Genomic DNA, 21254 nt, shown 5'->3' with positions numbered 1-21254 from the left:
CAGATTAACTTATATCAAATTACATTCAATTATCTTAACTAGCTTGCGTCTCAATAAGACGAGTCGCAGCTTGGCTAGCACAGAGTACGGCACCACAAGCGTGCTCACCCGGTGGATAGAGGCTATTGCCGATATAGTAAATCGCCCTCTCAGAATCGTAGCTATCGGGTTTAGTCATATTGTGTTCAACAATATAGGGAGTGACGAGACTCTTTAGATGGTGCTGTTGGTAGAAATCGGCAGGGGTGATAAATGTTTTGTAGAGAATCGCATCGTTAACCCCCGGTAGTAGCCGTTCGATATGGTTAAGGATAAACGACTCCATCTGTTGCTGTGCTGCCGGTGCCATATCCTCCATGTGACGCGGTGCGGTGCAGTAGAGGTTGACACTATAGTACTCATCCTTAGGTGGCAGATCGCTACAAAAGAGGTGAAAACCGAAGGCATCGGGGAGCTGCCCCTGATCCATTTGACTCATCCAGCCGGTGATATCGGGTGGAAAATAGGCGAGGGTGTGCATCCCTTGTGGGTAAGGGAAGCTCTTTTTGAGTGCTAGATGGAGCGTGTTGAGTGACAGTCCCTCTACCGCCCCGTCAGGGAAGCGATCTTGCCTCGCTTCGCTAGAGATAAGCTGTTTAGCACGATAGTTACCGTTACTAGTAGCCACATTATGGATCCCCTCGGCATACTCTACCGCCTCGACCCGCCTCTCTAACCATAGCTGACCACCGATCGCGGTAAAACGGGCGGCGATCTGATCGGCTAAATGTTGTGGCCCACCGATAGGAATACGGGAGTTTTGGTAGTCGTAATTGAGCTCTTTAGAGAACATCTCTAAAAATTTGGCTACGCTGAGTCGAGCAGGGGTAATCGCCGAGGGGTAAGCAAAAGAGAGAATGAGTTGGGCTAAGGTGCGATTTTTGACCGTTTGGCTGACAATCTCATCTAAGGATCGGGCGCTATTTTCGGGCTGTTTGCACGCTTTTAAAAAGCGTTGGATATCAAAAGTATGTTTTAGCATACCGGCTAGCGCAAGGGGTTTCAGCGGAAATTGGTAGCTTTTCGACTCGAAAGTAAAGCGGGTGTTGGGGGCTTTAAATTTAATATCGACCCCTAGCGCGACCATTTCGCGCTCTAAACTGGAACCAAACTCATTACAGCCGATAACAAACTCATACCCCTCGCGCTGGTAGGTGCCACATAGACCGCCTACACGATTCAACTGCTCTAGCAGTCCGACTTTTAGCCCCGCTTGCTGGCAGCGCGTTGCGGCTGTTAGCCCCGCAAGACCAGCACCGATAACGATAACATCAAATAGTTCTGATTCCATGATAGCTTCTACCCGTTTTAGCTGTGACAGAGGGATATTAGTCGATATCCCCTGAGGCGAGGAGTTGACTCACTTCCCCAACAGCATGCATGACGCCGGCTGTTTTAATAATGCGTCCCCCTTTGAGGGTAATTAACTCCATCATTGGACAGATCGAGTGGTTGCCAGGGCTCTGTATCAGCTCTAGATCCCAGTTCGATAGGATAACGTAGGTACTGGTCGCCTCATTAAGACAGCTAACTTCGGCGATTTCCACTTGAATCGACTGCATCTTTTTACAAAAAGCGTCGATAAAATCTAAAGTCTGCTGGCGGTTATGCGTCCAGTTATTAAAGGTGATTTCAGCCGCTTCATCAATGGTGTCAGAGAAGTCGGGAATATTCCCTCCTGCTTTGACTTGATTGTAGGGTAGATAGAGGGATTTAATAAATTCAAGTTCGCTCATCATCGGGTTATCTCCGGTCGTTGTCGCTTTGAAATAGTGTAAGATATAAACAATTGGCTTAGGCGGATATTAACGCGCTAACGCCTCTTTTTTAACGGTAATATCATCTATTAAGAAGCGATTTAAGCCGCCACCCATATTAATGACTTCTCTAGCTTGAATGATCTTGTTATCTTTAATAGAGATAATCGCCAACATCGGGCAATCGACTTTGCCACTTCCCGATAGCGACTCAATGGCCCAACTAGAGAGAGCCACATAAGTGCGCTCTGCTTCATTGATGCACTCAATTGGCTTGACAACTGTCACCTCCATTGATTGGGTGGCTGCACAGAAATCATTCATTAGGCTAACACACTCATCACAGTCATAAGTTTCATTATTGAACTTAATCTCTGCGTCAGGATGAATCACCTGGTAGAAATCAGGAATGTTTTTACCGCCTACTATGTCATGAAATGATTTATAGAGGTTGGTAATAAATTCAATATCGCTATCAATAAAGCTTGGCATAGAACAGCTCTCCAAAAGGTAAATAGAGGGTTAAAACTATCGGTTACTTGGGATTAGCAAGGCGATAGTGGTATTCAAAGTGGTGCACGATATCGGCAACATGAGGAGGGGTGAGCATGGAAAGATGATCGCCGGGTATATCGTACACAGCGAGTTCAGGTTCGATGCTGTCGCGCCAAGTCTCATCAAGGGCGAACTGTTCGTAACCTGCAAAGCGCTGCTGGGCATTAAAAAAGAGCACTTTTCCGCGATAGGGCGCGGTTTGATAGGCGGCAATCGCCTCGCTGTAGTGTCTCATTTGGTTATAAATCGCTACTTTTCGGTCATGATTTAACCCCTCAAGCCCAATCGTTTCGACGATAAGGGCGGCCCGCTCATTAGCGGATAGGGGGGCAAATTGCTCAAAGGAGATCGCCTTGCGGCTCAAGAGCTGCACAATATCTAATAAGATCGCATCACAGCTCTGGGTATTGGCAAAGGGGTGGTCGGGTCTGATAACATCAATTAGAGTCAAGAGCGCGACACTTTTTCCGCTTCGAGTCAACTGCTGCGCTATCTCATAGGCGATAAGGCCACCTAAAGAGAAACCGATGAGATGATACTTTCCGTCAGGGGCGACCCTCTCTATCGCCTCACGGTAGGCGGTGGCAATCGTTTCGATACAGTTAAGGGGGGCGAGTTTAGGGTTGGTCTGCTCCAGATAGGGGTTCTGTAGGCCATAGAGGGTATAGCTAGCACCAAGCGCCTCAATCAAGGGGCGATAACTCAACAGGTAGCCATCTGCGGCGTGAATTAAAAAGAGCGTTTTATCGCTATCTGCTGCCTGCTGTAGCTGCACTAGGGGGGATGAGTCGTTGCTTATCGCTCTCTGGCTAGCCCACTGCGGTTCAATGTGTTGCGCTAGGGCACGAAGCGTCGGTTTATCGAAGAGATCGGCTAGCGCCAGCTCACACGCTAGTCTGCTCTTAATACGGCTAACAATTCGTATCGCTAGTAGTGAATCGCCCCCTAGATCGAAAAAGTTATCATCATCGCCAATCGTGGCATGGCCAAGATAGTCGCGCCAAATCGATCGAAGCTGCTCTTTGAGGGGGGAGCTAGCAGAGGCCTCCGGCGCTGGTGGTGCGGTCGGGGCGCTCGGTTCCGAATCGGGTATCGTGGACGCTGACACCTGTTTGGTAATCCAAAACGGTTTGCTCTCAAAGGGGTAGCTAGGTAGGGGTAGATAAGCGGCACCGTCGGGATAGTAGGCCTCCCAGTTAAGTTTAACCCCCCCAGCCTGTAGCTGTAGTAGCGTCTCTAGTAGGGGGTGTAGCCGGTTGTTATCGCTGCCGAGGGTTGCTAGCAGGGTGGCGTTGGGGTGTGTTCGCCTCCCCGAACGGGTGAGTACCTCTCCTGCGCCGACCTCTAAAAAGAGGCTCTCGCTCTCCCCTAGCATCGTTAATAGGTGGGTGAGACCGTCGGCAAACTTAACCGTGTGGCGCAGATGATCGATCCAGTAGTGGCGTGAGCTAAGTGTCTGTGGCGTATGGAGTGTGCCGCTTAGGTTGGAGATAAAGGGAAGGGTCGCTGTCGCTAGATCGATTTGGCTTAAAACCTGTTCAAAGTCAGGCAGGATCGCCTCTACCATTCGCGAGTGAAACGCACGGGTGACCGGTAGTCGTTTATAGCTAATATCGTTTTCGTTGAGGTAGCCGATGGCGCTGTCGATTTGAGCTAGGGAGCCTGAGAGCACCAGACTTTGGCGGTCATTGATGGCTGCGATGTCGAGATCGAGTCGTTGAGCCAACGCTAGCGCATCACGGGGGAGATCGTCACTAGGGAGCAGGATCGACAACATCGCTCCCTGGGGCAGGCGCTGTAGTAGCCTTGCGCGTTGGGTGACTAAATAGAGGGCATCTTTTAGGGTAAAGAGGCCGCTAAGGGTGGCGGCGACATATTCGCCAATACTGTGCCCAATCATCGCATTAGGTTTAACGCCAATATGGATAAGATATCGGGCAAGGGCATACGAAATGATAAAGAGCGCCGGCTGGGTATAGGCGGTTTGGTGGAGCCTTTCGGCGTTAGTAAAGATATCCTCTAAGGTAAAATCGGTAGTGTGAGCCGGTATTAATTCAAAACAGTGATCAACTTGTTGACGAAAATAGGGCTGTTGCCGATAGAGCGCCGCCCCCATGGCGACATATTGCGATCCCTGTCCTGGGAACATAAAGACAATGGCGCGAGGGGGGCTCGTGCGGCACTCAATTGGCGGGCGTGAGTCGGTCGCTTTAAGCGCTGTGATGGCGCTATCCACTGTTTGGGCGACAACATAGCTGGCAAACTTAAAGTGGCGCCGTTTTAGCTGTAGGGTGTAGCTAAAATCGCGTATGACAGTGTCGGGATGCTCGGTTAAATAAGCCAGCAGCTGCCGCTGTCGCGCCGCGAGTGCGCTGGGAGTGTGGGCCGAGAACCAGATTGGATAGTCTCGTTCTAGCGGCGGTGGCGGCGGTGGATTGAGGGGGGACGGGCTCTCTTCTAGTACGACATGGGCATTGGTTCCCCCTAGGCCAAAGGCGCTGACTCCGGCTCTTCTGGGGGTAGCCCCCTCGGGCCATGGGCGATAGTCGGTTGAGACATAGAAGGGGGTGGTGGAGAAGTCGATCTTCTCATTACTCTGCTGGTAGTGGATCGTGGGGGCTAGCGCCTTGTGGTGTAGCGAGAGGGTCGCTTTAATCAAGCCTGCCACCCCCGATGCGGCATCGAGATGGCCGATATTGGGTTTCAGAGAGCCGATGGCGCAGAACTGCCCTTGGCTTGGATCGGCGGCAAAGGCGGTTTTTAGTGCCTCGATTTCGATAGGATCGCCCAATTTGGTGCCGGTACCGTGCGCTTCGATATAGGAGAGGGTTTCGGGGGCAATGCCGGCTCGGGCGATGGCGCTGCGAATAACCTCGGCCTGTCCCTGAATGCTAGGTGCGGTAAAGCCGATTTTGGTACTGCCGTCATTATTGATGGCGTGCCCTTTAATGACGGCTAAGATAGGATCGCTATCGGCTAACGCCTGAGAGAGCCGCTTTAATACCACAACCGCTACCCCTTGACCACCAAGGGTGCCGTCCGCCGCCGCGTCAAAGGCGCGACAGTGGCCATCTGAGCTGCCAATCATATCGGCTTCATAGAGATAGCCCTGTTTATCGACCGCCTGTAGCGAGACCCCTCCTGCCATGGCAAGATCACAATCGCCCGCTTTGAGCGCAAGGCAGGCCTGATGTACCGCCACCAAGGAGCTAGAGCAGGCGGTTTGGACGGTGATCGCCGGGCCAGTTAAGTTGAGTTTGTAGGCGACACGAGTCGCTAGAAAGTCGGCACCGTTGCCTAATAGTAGCTGGTATTGACCGACTGGATCGTCAGCCCCCGGCTCACTCAAATGGTCGGCTAGATAGCGATTGCGCCCCACAGCCGCATAGAGGGCGATAGGGCCACGCTGTTGATCGGGATTGTCGTAACCGGCCGCTTCGAGGGCGTGGTAGGCGCAGGCTAGAAAGAGCCGCTGTTGTGGATCGATAAGAGTCGCTTCACGCGGTGAATAGCCGAAAAAATCGGCATCAAAGTGTTGAATATCGCTCAATACCCCTTGGGCTGCGACATAGTTAGGGTGGTTGATGAGTGTTGCGTCAACGCCCGCCGCGAGTAGCTCCTCTTTGGTATAGAAGGTGATCGACTCTCTGCCGGCGATTAAATTTTGCCATAGCTCTTCAATCGAGTCAGCGCCAGGAAAGCGCCCCGCCATGCCGATAATGGCAATATCATCCCGTTGATGCGTTTGTGTCGTGGCGCTAGGAGGGGGGGGGGTTGGCTTCGGCTCGGTTAGAAATTGGCTAATGGCGGCAATAGTCGGATATTTGAATAGATCGATAATCTTTATTTTTGCTCTTATCTCATCGGGTAGCGCAGCGTGCATCTGCGCGAGTAGGATGGAGTTACCACCGAGATCAAAAAAATTATCGCTGATGCTAATCTGTGGCTGCGATAGGATGCGTTGCCAGAGGCTAGAGAGGAGCGTCTCGTAGTGGCTCTTTGGTGCGATGAAGGTTTTGGGGCGGGTGAGCGGTTCGGTCGCTAGATCCAAGAGCCGTTTTTTATCGATTTTACCATTGGTGTTCACCGGAATCTTATCGACCACGGCAAACTGGCGTGGCACCATATATTCGGCCAGTCGCTGTTGGGCAAAGGCGAGCAGCTCTGCTCCATCAAGGGGCGGTTCGGTTGGCCGAGTCTGGTTGAGTTGCAGGTAGGCAACTAGCTGTTTGGCACCAGAGCTGCCTTTAGCGAGCACCACCACCTGCTCTACGCCGGGATAGCTGTTTAATACCTGCTCAATCTCCTCTAATTCGATGCGATAGCCTCGAATTTTGACTTGGGAGTCGTTGCGGGCAATATATTGAATATCACCATTGGGCAGATAGCGGACTAGATCGCCAGTTTTATAGAGGGTGGCATATAGCCCCTGCGCGGCCTCTTCAGCCGTTTGAAACGGATTAGGAATAAATTTATCTTGGGTAAAACTGGCCTGATTCAGGTAGCCCTGCGCTAGACTGAGCCCAGAGATATAGAGTTCACCAACGGCACCTGCGGGTAGAGGCTGCAACTGTTCGTTGAGGAGATAGAGTTTTTTATCAGCGAGCGGTTTACCGATAGGTAGCGCCGCGACATTATCGAGAGTTAACGGGGCAAAGGTGGCAAAGACAATCGTTTCGGTTGGGCCATAGACATGAATGAGGTTGGTGTGGCGACTATAGTTAAGAAAGTCGCTAATTTTGTCGGGACTGACCTTCTCCCCCCCAAAGAGGATATTTTTAATGGCCAGCAGTGGGTTGCGCTGTTTGAGTTCAGCATAGTTGACAAAGAGTGCCGAGGTGATAAATAGGGTATCGATGTGGTGTTGCGAGATCACCTCGGTTAGCGCGGCGGCGTCGAGCAGGGTATCGCTATGAATGGCAACCAGTTTTGCACCCCGGGTGAGGGTGACAAAAATATCGAACACGCTGCCATCAAAGGCGTGGCTAGAGTAACCTAACACGCTGTTGTGTTGATCAATTTGGCAGTAGTTATCCGCTTGACAGAAGGCAACAACGCTTCGATGGGGAACCATCACCCCTTTAGGTTGGCCGGTGGTGCCGGAGGTGTAGATAATATAGGCTAGGCTATCGGGGGAGTGGTGTGGCGTCGGCGTGCTAGAGGGGGCTTGGCGATAGGCCTGTTCTACCTCAGGCGCATCAAGGGTAAGTCGGGTTATGCCATCATCAATAGAGTCGAGCTGCTCGCGCGAGCGCTGATCGACCAGCACTAAAGTGGCACCAGTATCGGCTAAAATATAGGCGATACGATCTTCAGGATAGCGTAAATCGATAGGGACATAGGCGGCACCTGCCTTTAAGATCGCCCAAATGGCGATGTAAAGCGCTTGACTAGGGTGGAGAAATAGCGCCACCCGATCATTCGCGCCGATGTGATGCTGCTGTTGTAGGTAGTTAGCTAACTGATTGGCATAGCTATCGAGCTGTTGGTAGGTGAGCGTGTGGTGTTGATAGCAGAGGGCGATGCGATCGCCCTGCTGTTTGACCTGTTCGGTGAAGAGGTGGTCAACCGTTTGCCGAAAGGGGGTAACACGCGCACCACGGTTCCAATCGACCGTTATCTGCTGAAGCTGCTCTGGGGTAATATAGTCTAAGGTGGCAAGAGTGCAACAGACAGGCGCTGCGAAACGGGTTAACAGCTGTTCAAAAGAGTCCATATAGCTGTTAATGGTCGCCGGTGTAAACAGCGCGGTGGCGTAATTAAAGATTACCGAAAGGTTAGCACCGCTATCGTTAACAAAAACAGTTAAATCAAACTTGGCGCTATCGTAGAGTGGAACGGAGCCTCTGTACGGTACTAGAGGGGGATCTTTGTCGTCGCTCTTAGGCTCAGAGGAGAGACCGAATAGGTTATCGGCAAAGTTTTGCAAGCCAAACATCACTTGAAATAGCGGGTGGCGACTCGAATCTTTGGCGATATTGAGCGATTTAATCAGATACTCAAACGGAATATCTTGATGCAGTTGCAGGGCTAATAGCTCTCGGTGAACAGTTTGAATATAGTCAGTGCTGCTGCTGTTATCGTCGATAACTAGCCGTAACGGCAGGCTATTAACGAAGAAGCCGATTAAATTCTCTATTTCGTGATAGTGGCGGTTCGAGATCGGCAGACCGATGACGATATCTTTTTGGTGGCTAAAAAGCCTTAGCATTAATAGAAAAGCGGCCATTAGTAGGCTGTAGAGGCTCACCTCTAGCGCCTTGGCGCGATCTCTTAAGGCATCACTACGAGCCTGGTCGAGCTCAAAACCGAGCGCTGCGCCACGGTAATCGACCCGTTCGGGACGGGGGGCGTCGGTAATGAGGTTAAGCGTCTCAAAATCGTTGAGTCGTTGACGCCAAAAGTCGAGCTGCTTCTCTAACAGTGGCCCGCTTAGGTAGTGGCGTTGCCATAAGGCAAAATCGCTATACTGCAGCGGCAGAGCGGGTAGGTTGGGCTCATCGGTTGGAGAAGAGGGATCGCTATAGTGGCGGTAGGCGATGAGCAGCTCCTGCATAAAGAGCTCAATCGACCAGCCGTCGGTCGCAATGTGGTGAAACAGCAGCAGCAGATAGTGCTCTTTAGTCTCGGTTACGGCATAAAATTTAAGCCGTATGGGTAGCTCCCGCTGTAGATTAAAGAGATAGTGCGCGTCGTGTTTTAGTGCTTGGTTTAAGTCGGTAAGAGAGTCGAGCTGCACCTTTTCGATCGTGAGTAGATCACCAGTAACCACCTGTTGATAGCTCTCACCGGCCCGATCCTGCCGAATAAGTGTTCTTAAACTCTCATGGCGTGAGATAATCTTTTTAATCGCCTGTTCTAGGGGCGCGAGCCCGACATCTGCCCTTAGGGTGTAGATAATCGGAATGTTATAGAGTGCGGTACCCTCTTCATACTTCTCAATAAACCATAGCCGCTCTTGGGCAAAAGAGAGGCGCGGTCTATCACCCTTTTCGTGCCTATCGATAGCGGCAATGGGGGGCGGTGCCTCCGAGATAGCGTCAATCGCTGTTGCTAAAGCAGCAATGCTGTTGTGTTCATAGATGAGCGCAATAGGAATACGGGTCTGGAAAGTGGCTGCAAGTTCATTAGCTAACCGCATCGTTAGCAGACTGTTGCCGCCAAAGTGGAAGAAGCTGCTGTGGCTATCGAGCTTTTCAAGAGGTAGATTAAGTAGCCGACTCCAAATCGCGGCAATGGTACGATGTTGCGGATCGGTGATGGCAGTCGAGGTTGCGCCCGGTTGCGAGGGTTCGTTCTCATCGATCGCAAGTAGCTTTTTTCGATCAACTTTAAGATTATGGGTTAGGGGGATTTGATCAACCTGAACTAAAAAATTAGGCACCATATAGTCGGGCAGCTTGCTTTGCAGTAAGGCGAATAGATCGTCTTTATTGAGCTTCGTATCGGCCACAAAGTAGCCGACAAGATAGAGAGTGATTGATGAGTGGTTGAGCTGATCGAGGTCGTGATTGCGATCTTTAACCAACACCACCGCCTGCTTAACGCCGTCATAAGCGTCAATAACGCTCTCTATCTCCTGTAACTCAATTCTAAAGCCGCGAATTTTGACCTGAAAGTCACGCCGACCCATGTGTTGTAGATAGCCGTCACTACGCCACTGGACTAAATCACCGGTCTGATAGAGGCGCTCATAACCCGGTGCGCTGTTGAAGGGGTTGGGGCCAAATTTTTCGGCAGTCAGTTCAGGGCGATTGATATAGCCGGCGCTTAAGCCGATGCCGCTAATGTAGAGTTCGCCGATCTCATTGACCGAGAGTGGTTTTCGCTCGTCGTTGAGAACATAGGTCTCAAAATGGGGGATAGCGCAGCCTAAAGGGGGGTAATCTTCCCAACTCTCCGCCCCCTTTGGCAGGGTATAACTCAGCATGACATGAGACTCAGAGGGGCCATACTGATTGATAAGGGTGATATCGGGGTAGCGTAAAAAGAGGCGGCGAATGGTGGGGGTAATTTTAAGGGTCTCACCAGAGACAAATATTTCGCTTAAGGCGAGCGCCTCTGGCTGTATAGCCAACATCGCCTCTGCTAGTAGCTCCAGCATACTGGTGGTAATAAACAGCGAGGTGATACGGTGGCCGATGAGATAGTGGGCATACTCCATCGTAGAGCGTCTTACCGCTAACGGAACAACATAGAGCGTATAGCCGTTAGTCAGGGTGTAGCAGAGCTCTTGGAGGGAGACATCAAAACTGAAACTGGCAAACTGGCTCACTCGAAGGTCGGGTTTAGAGCCTCTATCGCGCGTTTGAAAGGCGATGAGATTTACCAAAGTTTGCTGAGTCAGGCGGATACCCTTAGGTTGACCGGTAGTGCCGGAGGTATAGATGATGTAGGAGAAGTCTGTGGCTCCGACAGGACGGCTCGGGTTGCTCTCTGGATACGATAGAAGCGCCGGCGCAAGGGTCTCATAGTCGATTACACGGGTTTTAGCTGCCGCTAGCGCTGCCTCTTTTTGTTTATTTATCAATAAGATGGGCGCTGATGTATCATCAAGAATATAGTTAATTCGGTCAATCGGGTAGTCAGGATCTAAGGGCAGATAGGTCGCACCGGCCTTCAGCACCGCCATAAAGGCGACTACCGCATGATGTGACTTTTCAAGACTGACCGCAATAGGGGTACCTGGGGGAAGACCGGTTGCGATGAGATAGTGAGCTAAACGGTTCGCTTGGCGATTGAGCCCATCGTAGCTAAGGGGTTGGTTATCGTGAAAAACCGCCGTCTGCTGGGGTAATCTCTGCGCAATATACTCAAAAATGCGGGGCACGGAGCTCTCATGGCTGGAGAGGCTCCACCTCGTATCGCTTATCTCTTGACGCAATGTCACTGCTCCTAAAAACCTAAATCAAAATGGCTCATAGCGGTTTCCAGGCAATTCGCTCATCTCAACACGACCGTACCCTTAATGGCGCGGCATTGTGCCATAACCTAGAGTGAGAAACAAGGGAGAAGCGGAGCTAGAGCAGTTGATAGAGTTTCAATTTTTTACGCAAGGTGGCGCGATTTAGGCCGAGAATCGCTGCTGCATGGCTCTGGTTACCTCTGGTGTGCGCCATCACAAACTCTAGCAGCGGCCTCTCTACCTCGCCTAAAAACATGTTGTAGAGGTTGATTGGATCCTGCCCCTCCAGTGAATCGAAGTAACGCAGTAGCGCCTGTTTAACATCGCCGTTGAGGGTTGAATCGGGGGAGGCACTGCACTCGCTCATGCCGCCTGCTCCTGCTGCTGTAGCTGCGCAAAGAAGCGAGCCACCATCTCTAGCTGCGCCTCACGACTCTCGACCCGATTGACCGCCTGTCGAAAAGCGGCGCCATGACGCTGCCCTTTGGTGTACCAGCTAATATGTTTGCGAGCCATACGCACGCCGGTATAGTCGCCATAAAAGGCGTATAAATTGCGTAGATGGTCGGTAAGCAGGCTCTCTATCTCGTTTAAATCGGGCTCAGGCAGCCTCTCGCCAGTGCGAAGGTAGTGATCTATTTCGCGAAATATCCATGGCCGCCCCTGCGCTGCCCGCCCCACCATAATCGCATCGGCGGCAGTATAGTCGAGTACCTGCCGCGCCCTCTCTGGGGTTGTGATATCTCCATTAGCGATAATTGGCATGGCAACAGCCGCCTTCACCTTGGCGATGGTCTCATATTCGGCCTCACCCCGATAGCCATCCGCACGGGTACGACCATGAATCGCCAGCGCCTGAATGCCGCACTGTTCGGCCATTTTGCCAATAGTCACCGCATTACGGCTCTCTCTATCCCAACCGGTACGAATCTTCAAGGTGACCGGTAGTTCAGGCACCGCTTTAACCACGGCGGTCAAAATCGACTCAACCAGCCGTTCATCTCTCAATAGTGCCGATCCTGCCGCCACCTGGCAGACCTTTTTCGCCGGACAGCCCATATTGATATCGATAATTTGCGCCCCGTTATCGCCATTATAACGCGCAGCTTCGGCCATCATGGCCGGATCGGCACCCATAATCTGCACCGAGCGAGGATCCTCCTCACCACGATGGTCGGCTCTGCGCAGAGTCTTATCGCTACCCCATAACAGCGAGTTAGAGGAGACCATCTCCGAGACCGCCATGCCGGCACCGAGGCGACGACAGAGCTGACGAAACGGGCGATCTGTCACACCAGCCATCGGAGCTAACAGCAGTTGATTTGAGAGGCTATAGGAACCTATTTTCACCATTTTATCAGTACGCCATGCTTAAAAAGGCGTATTAGCATAGTGGCAATCGCTCCCTAAAGAAAGCCCTCCCCCCTCAGTTAGCGCTATCCGCGCCCATATCCTCCTGCACCGCCCCATAACTCCTAACCCATGGGCGACTCCTCTGTAGCTCATCGGCCATCAAACCTATCGCCACTAACGCCTCGCTACGGCTGGTATAGGTGCCATAAAAGAGCTGGTACCACGCTCTCTGCTCCCGTTTTGTGGCAATAATCACCGCCTCTGTAGCCAAATCGTATTGTCGGGCAAACTGCTCCAACCTCTCTCGTTCACTGCTACTAATGAGCTGAATCGTAAATAGATCTGGCTGCTGACTCCATAGCCAAGCCACATCGCGGCTCTGAATGGGATCAGCGGCCTGCCTCTCTGTTGTCGTTTGCCCCCCCTCCTCTCTCTCACCCGCCACTCGCTTCGGTGCGACAGGGCTAGTTAGGTGACGGCTCTGCGACGCCTGGCTCTGTAGGCTCTCCAGAGTTCTCACCCAGGTAGATATTCCCTGTGGCAGCTTGGTAACGGCCGCCATCGCCGCAGCGCGATCTCGATAGCTACCCTCAATCAGGGTATAGAGTGGGCGACTATTTTTTGTTGTCGTCACCTCAACCAACTCCCCTTGGAGCCCTCGCTCCTGCACAAAACGAGTTATCGCACTCGCATCGCTTAACGCAATAAGTTGAATTGTGTAGTTTTGTGGCGGCTGAGAGGCTAACCAGTCTGCGTTATTCTCGCTCTCGCCCCCTACCTCACCCACCTCCTCAGTCGCCACTAAAGGCTCTGGTTCTGGTTCTGGTTCTGGGTCGGTCACTGTTACCACAGGCTCAGGTGACACAGCAGAGGGTTCTAAGCTATCTATCTCGCTATTTTCTACCTGCAACGGCTCCTGCGCTACTGCGACCGAAGTATCGGGACGGCGCTCTTGTGCTGGGGTAACGCGATCCTCTTCAGCCATCAATGGCTGTTCGGCCGCTGGTGGTAGTAGCGGCCTCGGTTCAACCAGCGCCCTGACTGGCTCCTCTGCTAGCTGCTGCTGCGCCAATTGACGAGCTAACTCATTAGGATAGAAGGGCTCATCGGGACGAGTTTCGCTCTCTGGTTTTAGCTCCACCCGACCCTCAGAGGGCGCTGTTTTTGGTGCTGTATCGGTCGCTAGCTGGCCAAAATCGACCCATAAAAGCGCCGAGAGGGTCACAATCACCACCGCTACTCCCCCAATCCAAGGCCACCCTATCCCCACTCCCGCTGCCGAGGCGATCTGCGGTAACTGTAACTGCAACAGAATCTGCTGCGGGTTACCGCGACTACGGCGAATAATTTGGCGCAACAGTTTTGCATCGGGGAGCTGCTCTATCCTCCCCTGCTGCTGTAGAAACTGAATAAAGGGCTCTATCTGGTTAGATGCGATAGGATCGATGCTCAGCAGACGACTCTTTTTTGATAAAGGGGCCAACTCAGGCTGCATTAGCCGTAATTTGAGATCGGGCAGCGCTATCAGCACCACCCGAATCAGAGCGGTGCCATCGTGTTGCAGCGAAGCGAGATAGAGTAGCGCCTGTAGCGCATCCCCCTCTAACTGTTCGGCGCTATCGACCATAACTAGCAAGCTGTCCTGCTCAAAAGTGTGGCTTAAGTGGTGCTGAAAATCGGCAATCAAATGCTCCGGATCAGAGGTGCTATCATCGAAACGAGCCGCCGAGGCGATATGGGGAAATAGCTGCGATAGGAGCGGTTCGGCTAAAGCATCGTGACAGCAGATCGACCAGCGCGTCTGGAGCCGCTGCTCAATTCTAGCCATAAGGGTCGTTTTACCGCTACCCTCCTCACCTGTCACAATCAACACCTCATCCCCGAATTGAATCAGATGGGTTAACAGATCAAGCTGCTGTTCCTGCGCCTCTGTCACAAAAAAGGCGTCACTACTCATCGATCAGCTTCCCATGTCGCGCAGTTCTGGCAGATCGCCATTGACAAACATTAAATAGTAACCGCGTTTAAGTTGGGTACTACGCAGCTTCATCATCGCGGCGAGTGCTTTATCAAACTCATCGAAGTGGGTTCGCTTAACCGTACCTGAGCTACCCTGTACGCCCCACTCACGAATCATACTCCAGCCGCCAAACATATCTCGCTGTAGCTGTAGCTGGTAGAAGCGGAGCTGGTTACCCTCATCGGGACGGGTCTGCATATAGATGCGCATATAAATTCACACACTCCGAAGTAGTTGCCTGACAAAGGTGCCTGCCTACCAATTAAACTAACACCCTCCAATAACCTGCCGAATTAGGGTCGTATCGATATCGGTGACAATTTTTGCCTGACCCAGTTGGGCCATTAAAACTAGCCGTAATTGACCATCCTGAACCTTCTTATCCACCGCCATGTGTTGCAAAAACTGTCCGGCGGTGAGCTCTGGTGGGGGTCGAGTCGGCACCCCTGCCGCAGTGAGTAGCCGCTCTACCCGCCCAACCGCCTCGGCGTCAATCCAGCCTAGGGTGTGCGACAATTTAGCTGCTAATACCATTCCAGCACCAATTGCCTCACCATGTAGCCACTCGCCATACCCCATACCGGTCTCTATGGCATGACCAAAAGTGTGGCCGAGATTGAGGAGTGCCCGCTGATCACTCTCGCGCTCATCGGCACTAACAATGGCTGCCTTATCCCGACAAGAGCGCTCAATCGCATAGGAGAGTGCCGCCGAATCACGCTGCCGTAGCGATACCATAGCCTGCTCTAACCACTCAAAAAAGGGCCAGTCGTTAATCAGACCATACTTAATCACTTCGGCTAGACCGGCACTAAGCTGCCGATCGTCTAGCGTATTGAGCGTCTCGGTATCGGCCACCACACACTGCGGCTGGTAGAAGGCTCCAATCATATTCTTGCCGAGTGGGTGGTTAACCCCAGTCTTGCCCCCGACCGAAGAGTCAACTTGGGAGAGTAGTGTGGTCGGTACCTGAATAAAATTAACTCCACGCTGATAGGTCGCTGCGGCAAACCCCGCCATATCACCAATCACCCCCCCTCCGAGAGCAACTAAGGTACAACGCCTATCAAAGCGTAACTGGAGCAGAGCATCGTAAATTTGGTTTAATACCTCAAGATTTTTATACGGCTCCCCATCAGGTAGCACCACACTAGCGACACTCAACCCCTGTAGCGTATTGAGTAGTCGTTGCAAGTAGAGTGGGGCGACTGTCTCATTACTGACAACCAACACTTGGCGTCCATGAATGTGAGGGGTAAATAGCTCACTCTGGTCAATTAACCCGGCACCAATATGGATGGGGTAGCTACGACTCCCCAAATCGACCGTTAATCTCTCCATTCTCTGTTAATAGCTCCTTGATAATCCCAATGATCTACCTATCGCTGCCACTTCAGTCGATAATCTGTAACTCCCGCCTTAGACGGGCCACTACCTCTTTTACCACACTTCTTACCGAACGCTCTTCCGTATGAACAATAAGATCCGCCACCTGACGATAGAGTGGATCACGCTGCTCTAGCAGTTCAGCAATTTTTTGACGCGGGTTGTCGGTCTGTAACAGTGGCCGATTTCTATCACGACAAGTCCGCTGATAGAGCTGCTCCTGCGAGGCGTAGAGATAGATAACCACCCCGCGTGATCGCAATAGTTGTCGATTCTGCTCTTTAAGTACTGCCCCCCCTCCCGTGGCCATCACCACCTCTGAGAGTTGTGTCAACTCATCAAGCATCTCACTCTCGCGCCGACGAAACCCCTCCTCACCCTCTAACTCAAAGATGAGCGGAATGGAGGCACCGGTACGATTGATAATTTCATGATCACAGTCCCTAAACGGCACATTAAGCGTATAGGCTAGCTGGCGCCCGATGGTACTCTTGCCCGCCCCCATTGGCCCGACCAAAAAGATATTTTGTTGCATCATTGGCAAAATTCAGCCCCTTTCGCTAAAACGAGGACATCATAAATGAGTTTTCGCTGCAAAACAAAGGCTTGGATAAATTAATCCGATTTTTTTTATAGCGGCAGAGTTATCTGGCTTTTATTCGGACGATAAAAAAGACGCCAAGGGGCGTCCGTAAGGGAAAAAAGAGTCAATCTGGTGCCTAGGGTCGGAGTCGAACCGACACGGTGTTACCACCGGCAGATTTTGAGTCTGCTGCGTCTACCAATTTCGCCACCCAGGCGGCACTCAACAGTTCGGTATGTTAGCACACCCGCGTAAAAGCGCAACTGGCGAAAGCGAATTCATGCCGCTAGCTGTGTCGCCATCGCATTGAGATAGGGTAGCTCCTGCTCTATTGTCGCTAATATCTGCTCTATCGCTTCATGACTAATCTGTAGTGACTCCCAGCGCTCACTCTCAATTTGCAACATCGCGCCATCTCCCAGCTGATAGTGGTAGCGCAGTAGATCCGTCGCTAAGGTAACCAGTCGGGTGTAGAGGCTAGCAGTTCGATAGCCGACATCGTGGTGGTGTGTAATAACTTCAATTAGATCCCCCTCTAGCTGCCAAGCGGTTAATAGAGCATTGCCAATCAGGGTATGATCGACACCGAACAGTGCATTTTCGATATCGGTTAGTGCTAGCTGCGACTGCCCACCCCAAACCTGCATCAACCGCTCATAGGCTTTAGGCTGATGGTGACCCATATAGAGCAGACCGATATTGTGTAAAAGTCCGGCAAGATAGCCGGTATCTGCCGCTGGCCGTTCGCTATAGGGCATCGCCTGTATGAGTAGTCGGGTCAGTGTTGCTGTCGCTAGCGCGTGCTCCCAAAACGCCTCTGCTCCTAGTCTGCCACTGCGCGGCATCGCCATCGACTGTCCCATCGCCAACCCCAGCGCTAAATTGAGTACAAACTCATACCCTAAGGCGACAATCGCCCGTTCGATTGAGGTCACCTCATCGGCGCTCGCGAAGAGGGGGTTATTGGCATAGCGGATAATTTGAATCGCCATTGCCGGATCTTGCTCCACTACGGCAGCTAATTCGGATGCCGAGGCGTACGGATTGTTTCGTAGCTGCAAAATATCTCGGGCTAGCTTAGGGAAGGGCGGTAACGCTTCACAGTCGCGAATCGCATCGATCATATTGACCCCAAGTCCGGTCTCGCTCTCACCATAGCGAACTAGAGTGGCCACCTTAATTCGGTTTTGTAACAGCCGTTTAAAATCGGCCAAGGTAGTACGAATCGCATGTTGACCATCACCGGCATCAAAACTGAGCCGACCAAGCGATAGCACCTCCGGATCGATAATCCCTTGCAGATTGAGCAGATGGGGCAGCGGCGGAATATGCTCCAAATGGTCGATGGTATCGGGCAGAGCCTCACCACTCTCTACTTTGTCAACCCGCCGCTTTAGCAGCTCAGAGAGCCGCGCCATATCGGGCTGATGACCTAAACGGGTCAGCAGCAGAAGATAGTTGCGCCCTGCTCTCGCTAAGTGGACTTGAATGTGGGCCTCAGGATCGATCTGTTCACGACTGATGGCGCGAAAAGTCCCCGGCTGCTGTAGTAAATATTCACGAATTTTTGCTGGAACGGACATAGCTTCTACTCCATAACGGTAACGGTCACTCTATACGCTATAGCATAGCGACATTAGCGCTAAAAAAACGGCACCTAAGTCACACTCGTTGGGGAATTGGATCACATATTCTCTAAATTGCGAGAGAATAGGCTATAATCACCTCTCAGTTATCAATACCATTGAACTCACAATATCCACTGATAAGAGGGTAAGCCACTTGTTCCGCCCAACAGACCACCGCTATTACGTTCTGCTACTGACACTACTCGTCCTGATGCCGTGTCAACTCCAGGCTGTTAATATGCCAGAGCTCTATCAGAGCGCCATCTATGTCGCCACCCAGAGTGAGCAGGAGCGGCAAGCGGCTCTAAAACAGGCCCTGCAACAGGTACTGCAACGAATGACCGGCCTGCGTACCCTACCGAACAGTGATCTGCTCAATAGTGAGCTCTTGCGTGCCTCAACCTATGTCCAACAGTATAGCTATCGCAGCCGCTTAGGGGGCGGAACCGAGTTGTGGGTAGAGTTCGATCCAATCACCATTGAGCGGCTGATTCGCACCACAGGCCTCCCCTACTGGGGAGTCACTCGACCGCTGATTATGATCTGGCTAGTGGTCGGTGAGTCGGGGCAGCTCACTTTAGTGGATCGCTTCGATACCGGTCTAGCGAAGGAGCTGCTAACCGACACAGCTACCGAACGGGGTCTGCCCGTGGTGCTACCTAATCTGACCGACAGCAACACCCGCGCTATCTCGGTAGCCACAATTCAACGCACTATCGATAGTCGGATGGAGCAGATTGCCGCTAACGAGGGGGCGCAGCTTATTTTGCAAGGCTATCTTCGTCCGGTCGGTGAACAGTGGCAGATTAACTTGCAGCTACAGCAGGAGGGGCACAATAGCGAGAGATGGCAGAGTCGTGCTAGCTCTCCTAGTGCGTTAATCGGTCACACTATTCATCAACTTGCCGATCGCCTCGGCCGCCAGCTCGCCTTTCGGCTCGGCGGAGAGAGTGAGTCCCTACGGCTACAGGTGAGTGGGGTGGCGCAGTTTGAGCACTATGTGCGCATCTTCAACTATCTACAGCAGCTCAATGCCGTTAAGCAGCTCTCTTTAGAGCAGATTAGTGGCGATACTCTACAGTTTATGCTGACTCCTAAAGGGGATCGACGCAACATCGAACAGCTAATCGATTTAGGTGAACTGTTAACCGTCGATAGTAACTATCCCCCTCCCCTCTATGGTGACGAGCGCTCTGTCGAGCTGCCGAGTGCCGATCTAAACTATCGTCTGCGCTAATTCGGTTCTGCGTTATGCTTCGACTCAAAATATCGCTACTGCTGCTACTTACACTCACGCTGTTATGGCTCATTGGCTCGCTATTGATGCCGATTCTGCCCCCCTTTTTAATCGGTATGTTATTGGCCTATATCGGCGATCCGCTAGTTGACAAGCTAGAGAGGCGTCCACTCTCCCGCACCCGTTCAGTGACTATCGTCTTTGCCGCCATTTCGGTGATTAGCCTAGGGATTCTGCTCGTTATTGTGCCACTGCTACAGCAGCAGCTAGCGATTCTGCTAGCACGCATTCCAGAGTATATCAGCTACTTTCAAAACCACTGGATACCGGTATTAACCCAATGGATTCCGGTCGATGAGGAGCTATTTTCGCTCAATAGCCTGCTCAATCAGTTAAAACCAAATATAGAGCAGACTGGGCAGGCCTTTAGCTCGATCTTTGCTCTCATCTCCGGCTCAGGTATGGCGCTCATCTATTGGGTTACCAATCTGCTGCTACTGCCGCTGGTCACCTTCTATATGTTACGCGATTGGGATATTTGGATCGCCTTTCTCGCTCGCTGGATCCCCCGCCCTATCCATCCTACAGTGGTCAAACTGATGCAGGAGTCGGATAGTATGCTCGGTGCCTTCTTTCGCGGCCAATTGTTGGTCGCCATGCTGCTCGGCACCATCTACTCTATCGGTCTGTGGTGGGTGGGGCTAGAGTTCTCACTCCTTATCGGCATGGTTGCCGGTCTGGTGAGTATCGCCCCCTATCTTGGTTTTATCGTCGGTATTGCGCTAGCGAGTATCGCGGCGCTACTCCAGTTCCACGACTGGACACCACTGCTCTCAATTGTCGCCGTTTTCAGCATCGCGCAGCTAATTGAGGGCTTCTTCCTCACTCCTTGGTTATTGGGGGATAAACTCGGTCTCCATCCGGTACTGGTACTGTTTGCCATTATGGCTGGCGGTGAGCTGTTCGGTTTTTGGGGAATTCTGCTTGCCCTGCCGGTCACAGCTGTGCTGGCCGTCTGGTTACGCCACGGTAGTCGAGCCTATCTTAATAGTAGCTGGTATCTGGCCCCATGACGACTCAGCGCTACCCTCAACCACCGCTCAATGTGCAGCTACGCCCTAGCTTTACCCTGCATAATTTTGTGATAGGCGCTAATCACGAACTGTTTAATCAGCTCTATCGCAAGCAGTCGGCTAAGTCGCTCTTTATCTGGGGAGAGGCGGGCTGTGGCAAGAGCCATCTGTTACAGGCGATGTGTCAACAGGCGAGTCAGCAGGGCGTCCGCTCTATCTATCTGCCACTAGAACAGATTATGGCACTGGGGGTGGAGATTCTGCGCGGTTGTGATCAGATCGATCTGGTCGCTATCGACTCGGTCTCGTTCGCCGCGACCACCTTGTGGGAGGAGAGCCTGTTCCACCTCTTTAACCAGCTACGCCACAACCACCACCGTCTGCTAGTCGCCGATCGCCACCCCCCTGAAGAGAGCCAGTGGCAGTTAAACGATCTCCTCTCCCGCTGGCGCTGGGGACCTGTCTATCAACTGCAACCGATGGATGAGGCGGCCTTAATCGAAGCGTTACAGCTACGGGCTCAGGATCAGGGGCTCTCAATGAGCCCGCAGGTCGGCCACTATCTGCTCAAACATATCTCTCGCGATACCACAAAGCTGTTTCGGCTGATGGATGATCTCGACTACGCTTCGCTAGCAACACAGCGACGGCTGACTATCCCCTTTATCAAACAGCATCTGCTCCAGACTTAAAGTTACCAAACCACATCGCCAGCCTG

14 protein-coding genes and 1 tRNA gene are annotated in these 21254 nt (G+C 52.1%); 3 read left to right on the top strand and 12 right to left on the bottom strand.

Annotated elements, in window-relative coordinates; all coding sequences use genetic code 11:
* Window positions 1–34: 34 nt before the first annotated feature.
* The 12 genes from D5085_08155 to D5085_08100 form a co-directional block, all read right to left on the bottom strand.
* Window positions 35–1330, bottom strand: coding sequence for an NAD(P)/FAD-dependent oxidoreductase (locus D5085_08155; GenBank protein QEP43087.1), 1296 nt, complete (start codon window positions 1328–1330; stop codon window positions 35–37).
* A 37-nt stretch (window positions 1331–1367) separates the two neighbouring features.
* Window positions 1368–1778, bottom strand: coding sequence for a hypothetical protein (locus tag D5085_08150; GenBank protein QEP43086.1), 411 nt, complete (start codon window positions 1776–1778; stop codon window positions 1368–1370).
* Window positions 1779–1844: 66 nt separating this feature from the next.
* Window positions 1845–2288: a hypothetical protein gene (locus D5085_08145; GenBank protein QEP43085.1), complete on the bottom strand. Its 444-nt coding sequence runs from the start codon at window positions 2286–2288 to the stop codon at window positions 1845–1847.
* A gap of 43 nt (window positions 2289–2331) precedes the next feature.
* On the bottom strand, window positions 2332–11241 hold the full coding sequence (locus tag D5085_08140; protein QEP43084.1) for an amino acid adenylation domain-containing protein: 8910 nt from the start codon (window positions 11239–11241) through the stop codon (window positions 2332–2334).
* A 130-nt stretch (window positions 11242–11371) separates the two neighbouring features.
* Window positions 11372–11623: a DNA-binding transcriptional regulator Fis gene (locus tag D5085_08135; GenBank protein ID QEP43083.1), complete on the bottom strand. Its 252-nt coding sequence runs from the start codon at window positions 11621–11623 to the stop codon at window positions 11372–11374.
* Window positions 11620–12606 (bottom strand): tRNA dihydrouridine synthase DusB, encoded by a 987-nt coding sequence (dusB, locus tag D5085_08130; GenBank protein ID QEP45102.1) that lies wholly within the window; start codon window positions 12604–12606, stop codon window positions 11620–11622. The genes D5085_08135 and dusB overlap by 4 nt, the downstream gene beginning before the upstream one ends.
* Window positions 12607–12682: 76 nt before the next feature.
* Window positions 12683–14566: a hypothetical protein gene (locus D5085_08125; protein ID QEP43082.1), complete on the bottom strand. Its 1884-nt coding sequence runs from the start codon at window positions 14564–14566 to the stop codon at window positions 12683–12685.
* Window positions 14567–14569: 3 nt separating this feature from the next.
* Window positions 14570–14839: a WGR domain-containing protein gene (locus D5085_08120; GenBank protein QEP43081.1), complete on the bottom strand. Its 270-nt coding sequence runs from the start codon at window positions 14837–14839 to the stop codon at window positions 14570–14572.
* A gap of 57 nt (window positions 14840–14896) precedes the next feature.
* On the bottom strand, window positions 14897–15970 hold the full coding sequence (locus tag D5085_08115) for a 3-dehydroquinate synthase (GenBank protein ID QEP43080.1): 1074 nt from the start codon (window positions 15968–15970) through the stop codon (window positions 14897–14899).
* 52 nt (window positions 15971–16022) lie between these two features.
* Window positions 16023–16553: a shikimate kinase AroK gene (aroK, locus tag D5085_08110; GenBank protein ID QEP43079.1), complete on the bottom strand. Its 531-nt coding sequence runs from the start codon at window positions 16551–16553 to the stop codon at window positions 16023–16025.
* 175 nt (window positions 16554–16728) lie between these two features.
* Window positions 16729–16815, bottom strand: a tRNA-Leu gene (locus D5085_08105).
* 61 nt (window positions 16816–16876) lie between these two features.
* Entirely contained in the window at window positions 16877–18181 is a 1305-nt protein-coding gene (locus D5085_08100; GenBank protein QEP43078.1) for an HDOD domain-containing protein, read from the bottom strand.
* Window positions 18182–18380: 199 nt separating this feature from the next.
* Between D5085_08100 and D5085_08095 the strand changes: the two genes are divergently transcribed.
* Genes D5085_08095 through hda form a run of 3 tightly spaced genes read left to right on the top strand, consistent with a single transcriptional unit; the run spans window position 18381 to window position 21228 of the window.
* Entirely contained in the window at window positions 18381–19463 is a 1083-nt protein-coding gene (locus D5085_08095) for a DUF2066 domain-containing protein (GenBank protein ID QEP43077.1), read from the top strand.
* A gap of 14 nt (window positions 19464–19477) precedes the next feature.
* The gene (locus D5085_08090; protein ID QEP43076.1) at window positions 19478–20536 is read left to right on the top strand and encodes an AI-2E family transporter; all 1059 of its coding nucleotides are present in this window, start codon (window positions 19478–19480) and stop codon (window positions 20534–20536) included.
* Window positions 20533–21228, top strand: coding sequence for a DnaA regulatory inactivator Hda (hda, locus tag D5085_08085; GenBank protein QEP43075.1), 696 nt, complete (start codon window positions 20533–20535; stop codon window positions 21226–21228). Before D5085_08090 ends, hda begins: the two co-directional genes overlap by 4 nt.
* Window positions 21229–21254: the final 26 nt, after the last annotated feature.

This window comes from Ectothiorhodospiraceae bacterium BW-2, assembly GCA_008375315.1.
Taxonomy (GTDB): Bacteria; Pseudomonadota; Gammaproteobacteria; order Thiohalomonadales; family Thiohalomonadaceae; genus BW-2.
Note: the sequence above shows the minus strand (reverse complement) of the source record. Positions and strands in the feature narration are given on the sequence as shown.

Coding starts and splice junctions, on each gene's coding strand:
- D5085_08150 (QEP43086.1), bottom strand. CDS start 1,778: ATGATGAGCGAACTTGAATTTATTAAATCCCTCTATCTACCCTACAAT.
- D5085_08155 (QEP43087.1), bottom strand. CDS start 1,330: ATGGAATCAGAACTATTTGATGTTATCGTTATCGGTGCTGGTCTTGCG.
- D5085_08135 (QEP43083.1), bottom strand. CDS start 11,623: ATGAGCGAGTGCAGTGCCTCCCCCGATTCAACCCTCAACGGCGATGTT.
- D5085_08115 (QEP43080.1), bottom strand. CDS start 15,970: ATGGAGAGATTAACGGTCGATTTGGGGAGTCGTAGCTACCCCATCCAT.
- D5085_08125 (QEP43082.1), bottom strand. CDS start 14,566: ATGAGTAGTGACGCCTTTTTTGTGACAGAGGCGCAGGAACAGCAGCTT.
- hda (QEP43075.1), top strand. CDS start 20,533: ATGACGACTCAGCGCTACCCTCAACCACCGCTCAATGTGCAGCTACGC.
- D5085_08145 (QEP43085.1), bottom strand. CDS start 2,288: ATGCCAAGCTTTATTGATAGCGATATTGAATTTATTACCAACCTCTAT.
- D5085_08100 (QEP43078.1), bottom strand. CDS start 18,181: ATGTCCGTTCCAGCAAAAATTCGTGAATATTTACTACAGCAGCCGGGG.
- aroK (QEP43079.1), bottom strand. CDS start 16,553: ATGATGCAACAAAATATCTTTTTGGTCGGGCCAATGGGGGCGGGCAAG.
- D5085_08120 (QEP43081.1), bottom strand. CDS start 14,839: ATGCGCATCTATATGCAGACCCGTCCCGATGAGGGTAACCAGCTCCGC.
- D5085_08090 (QEP43076.1), top strand. CDS start 19,478: ATGCTTCGACTCAAAATATCGCTACTGCTGCTACTTACACTCACGCTG.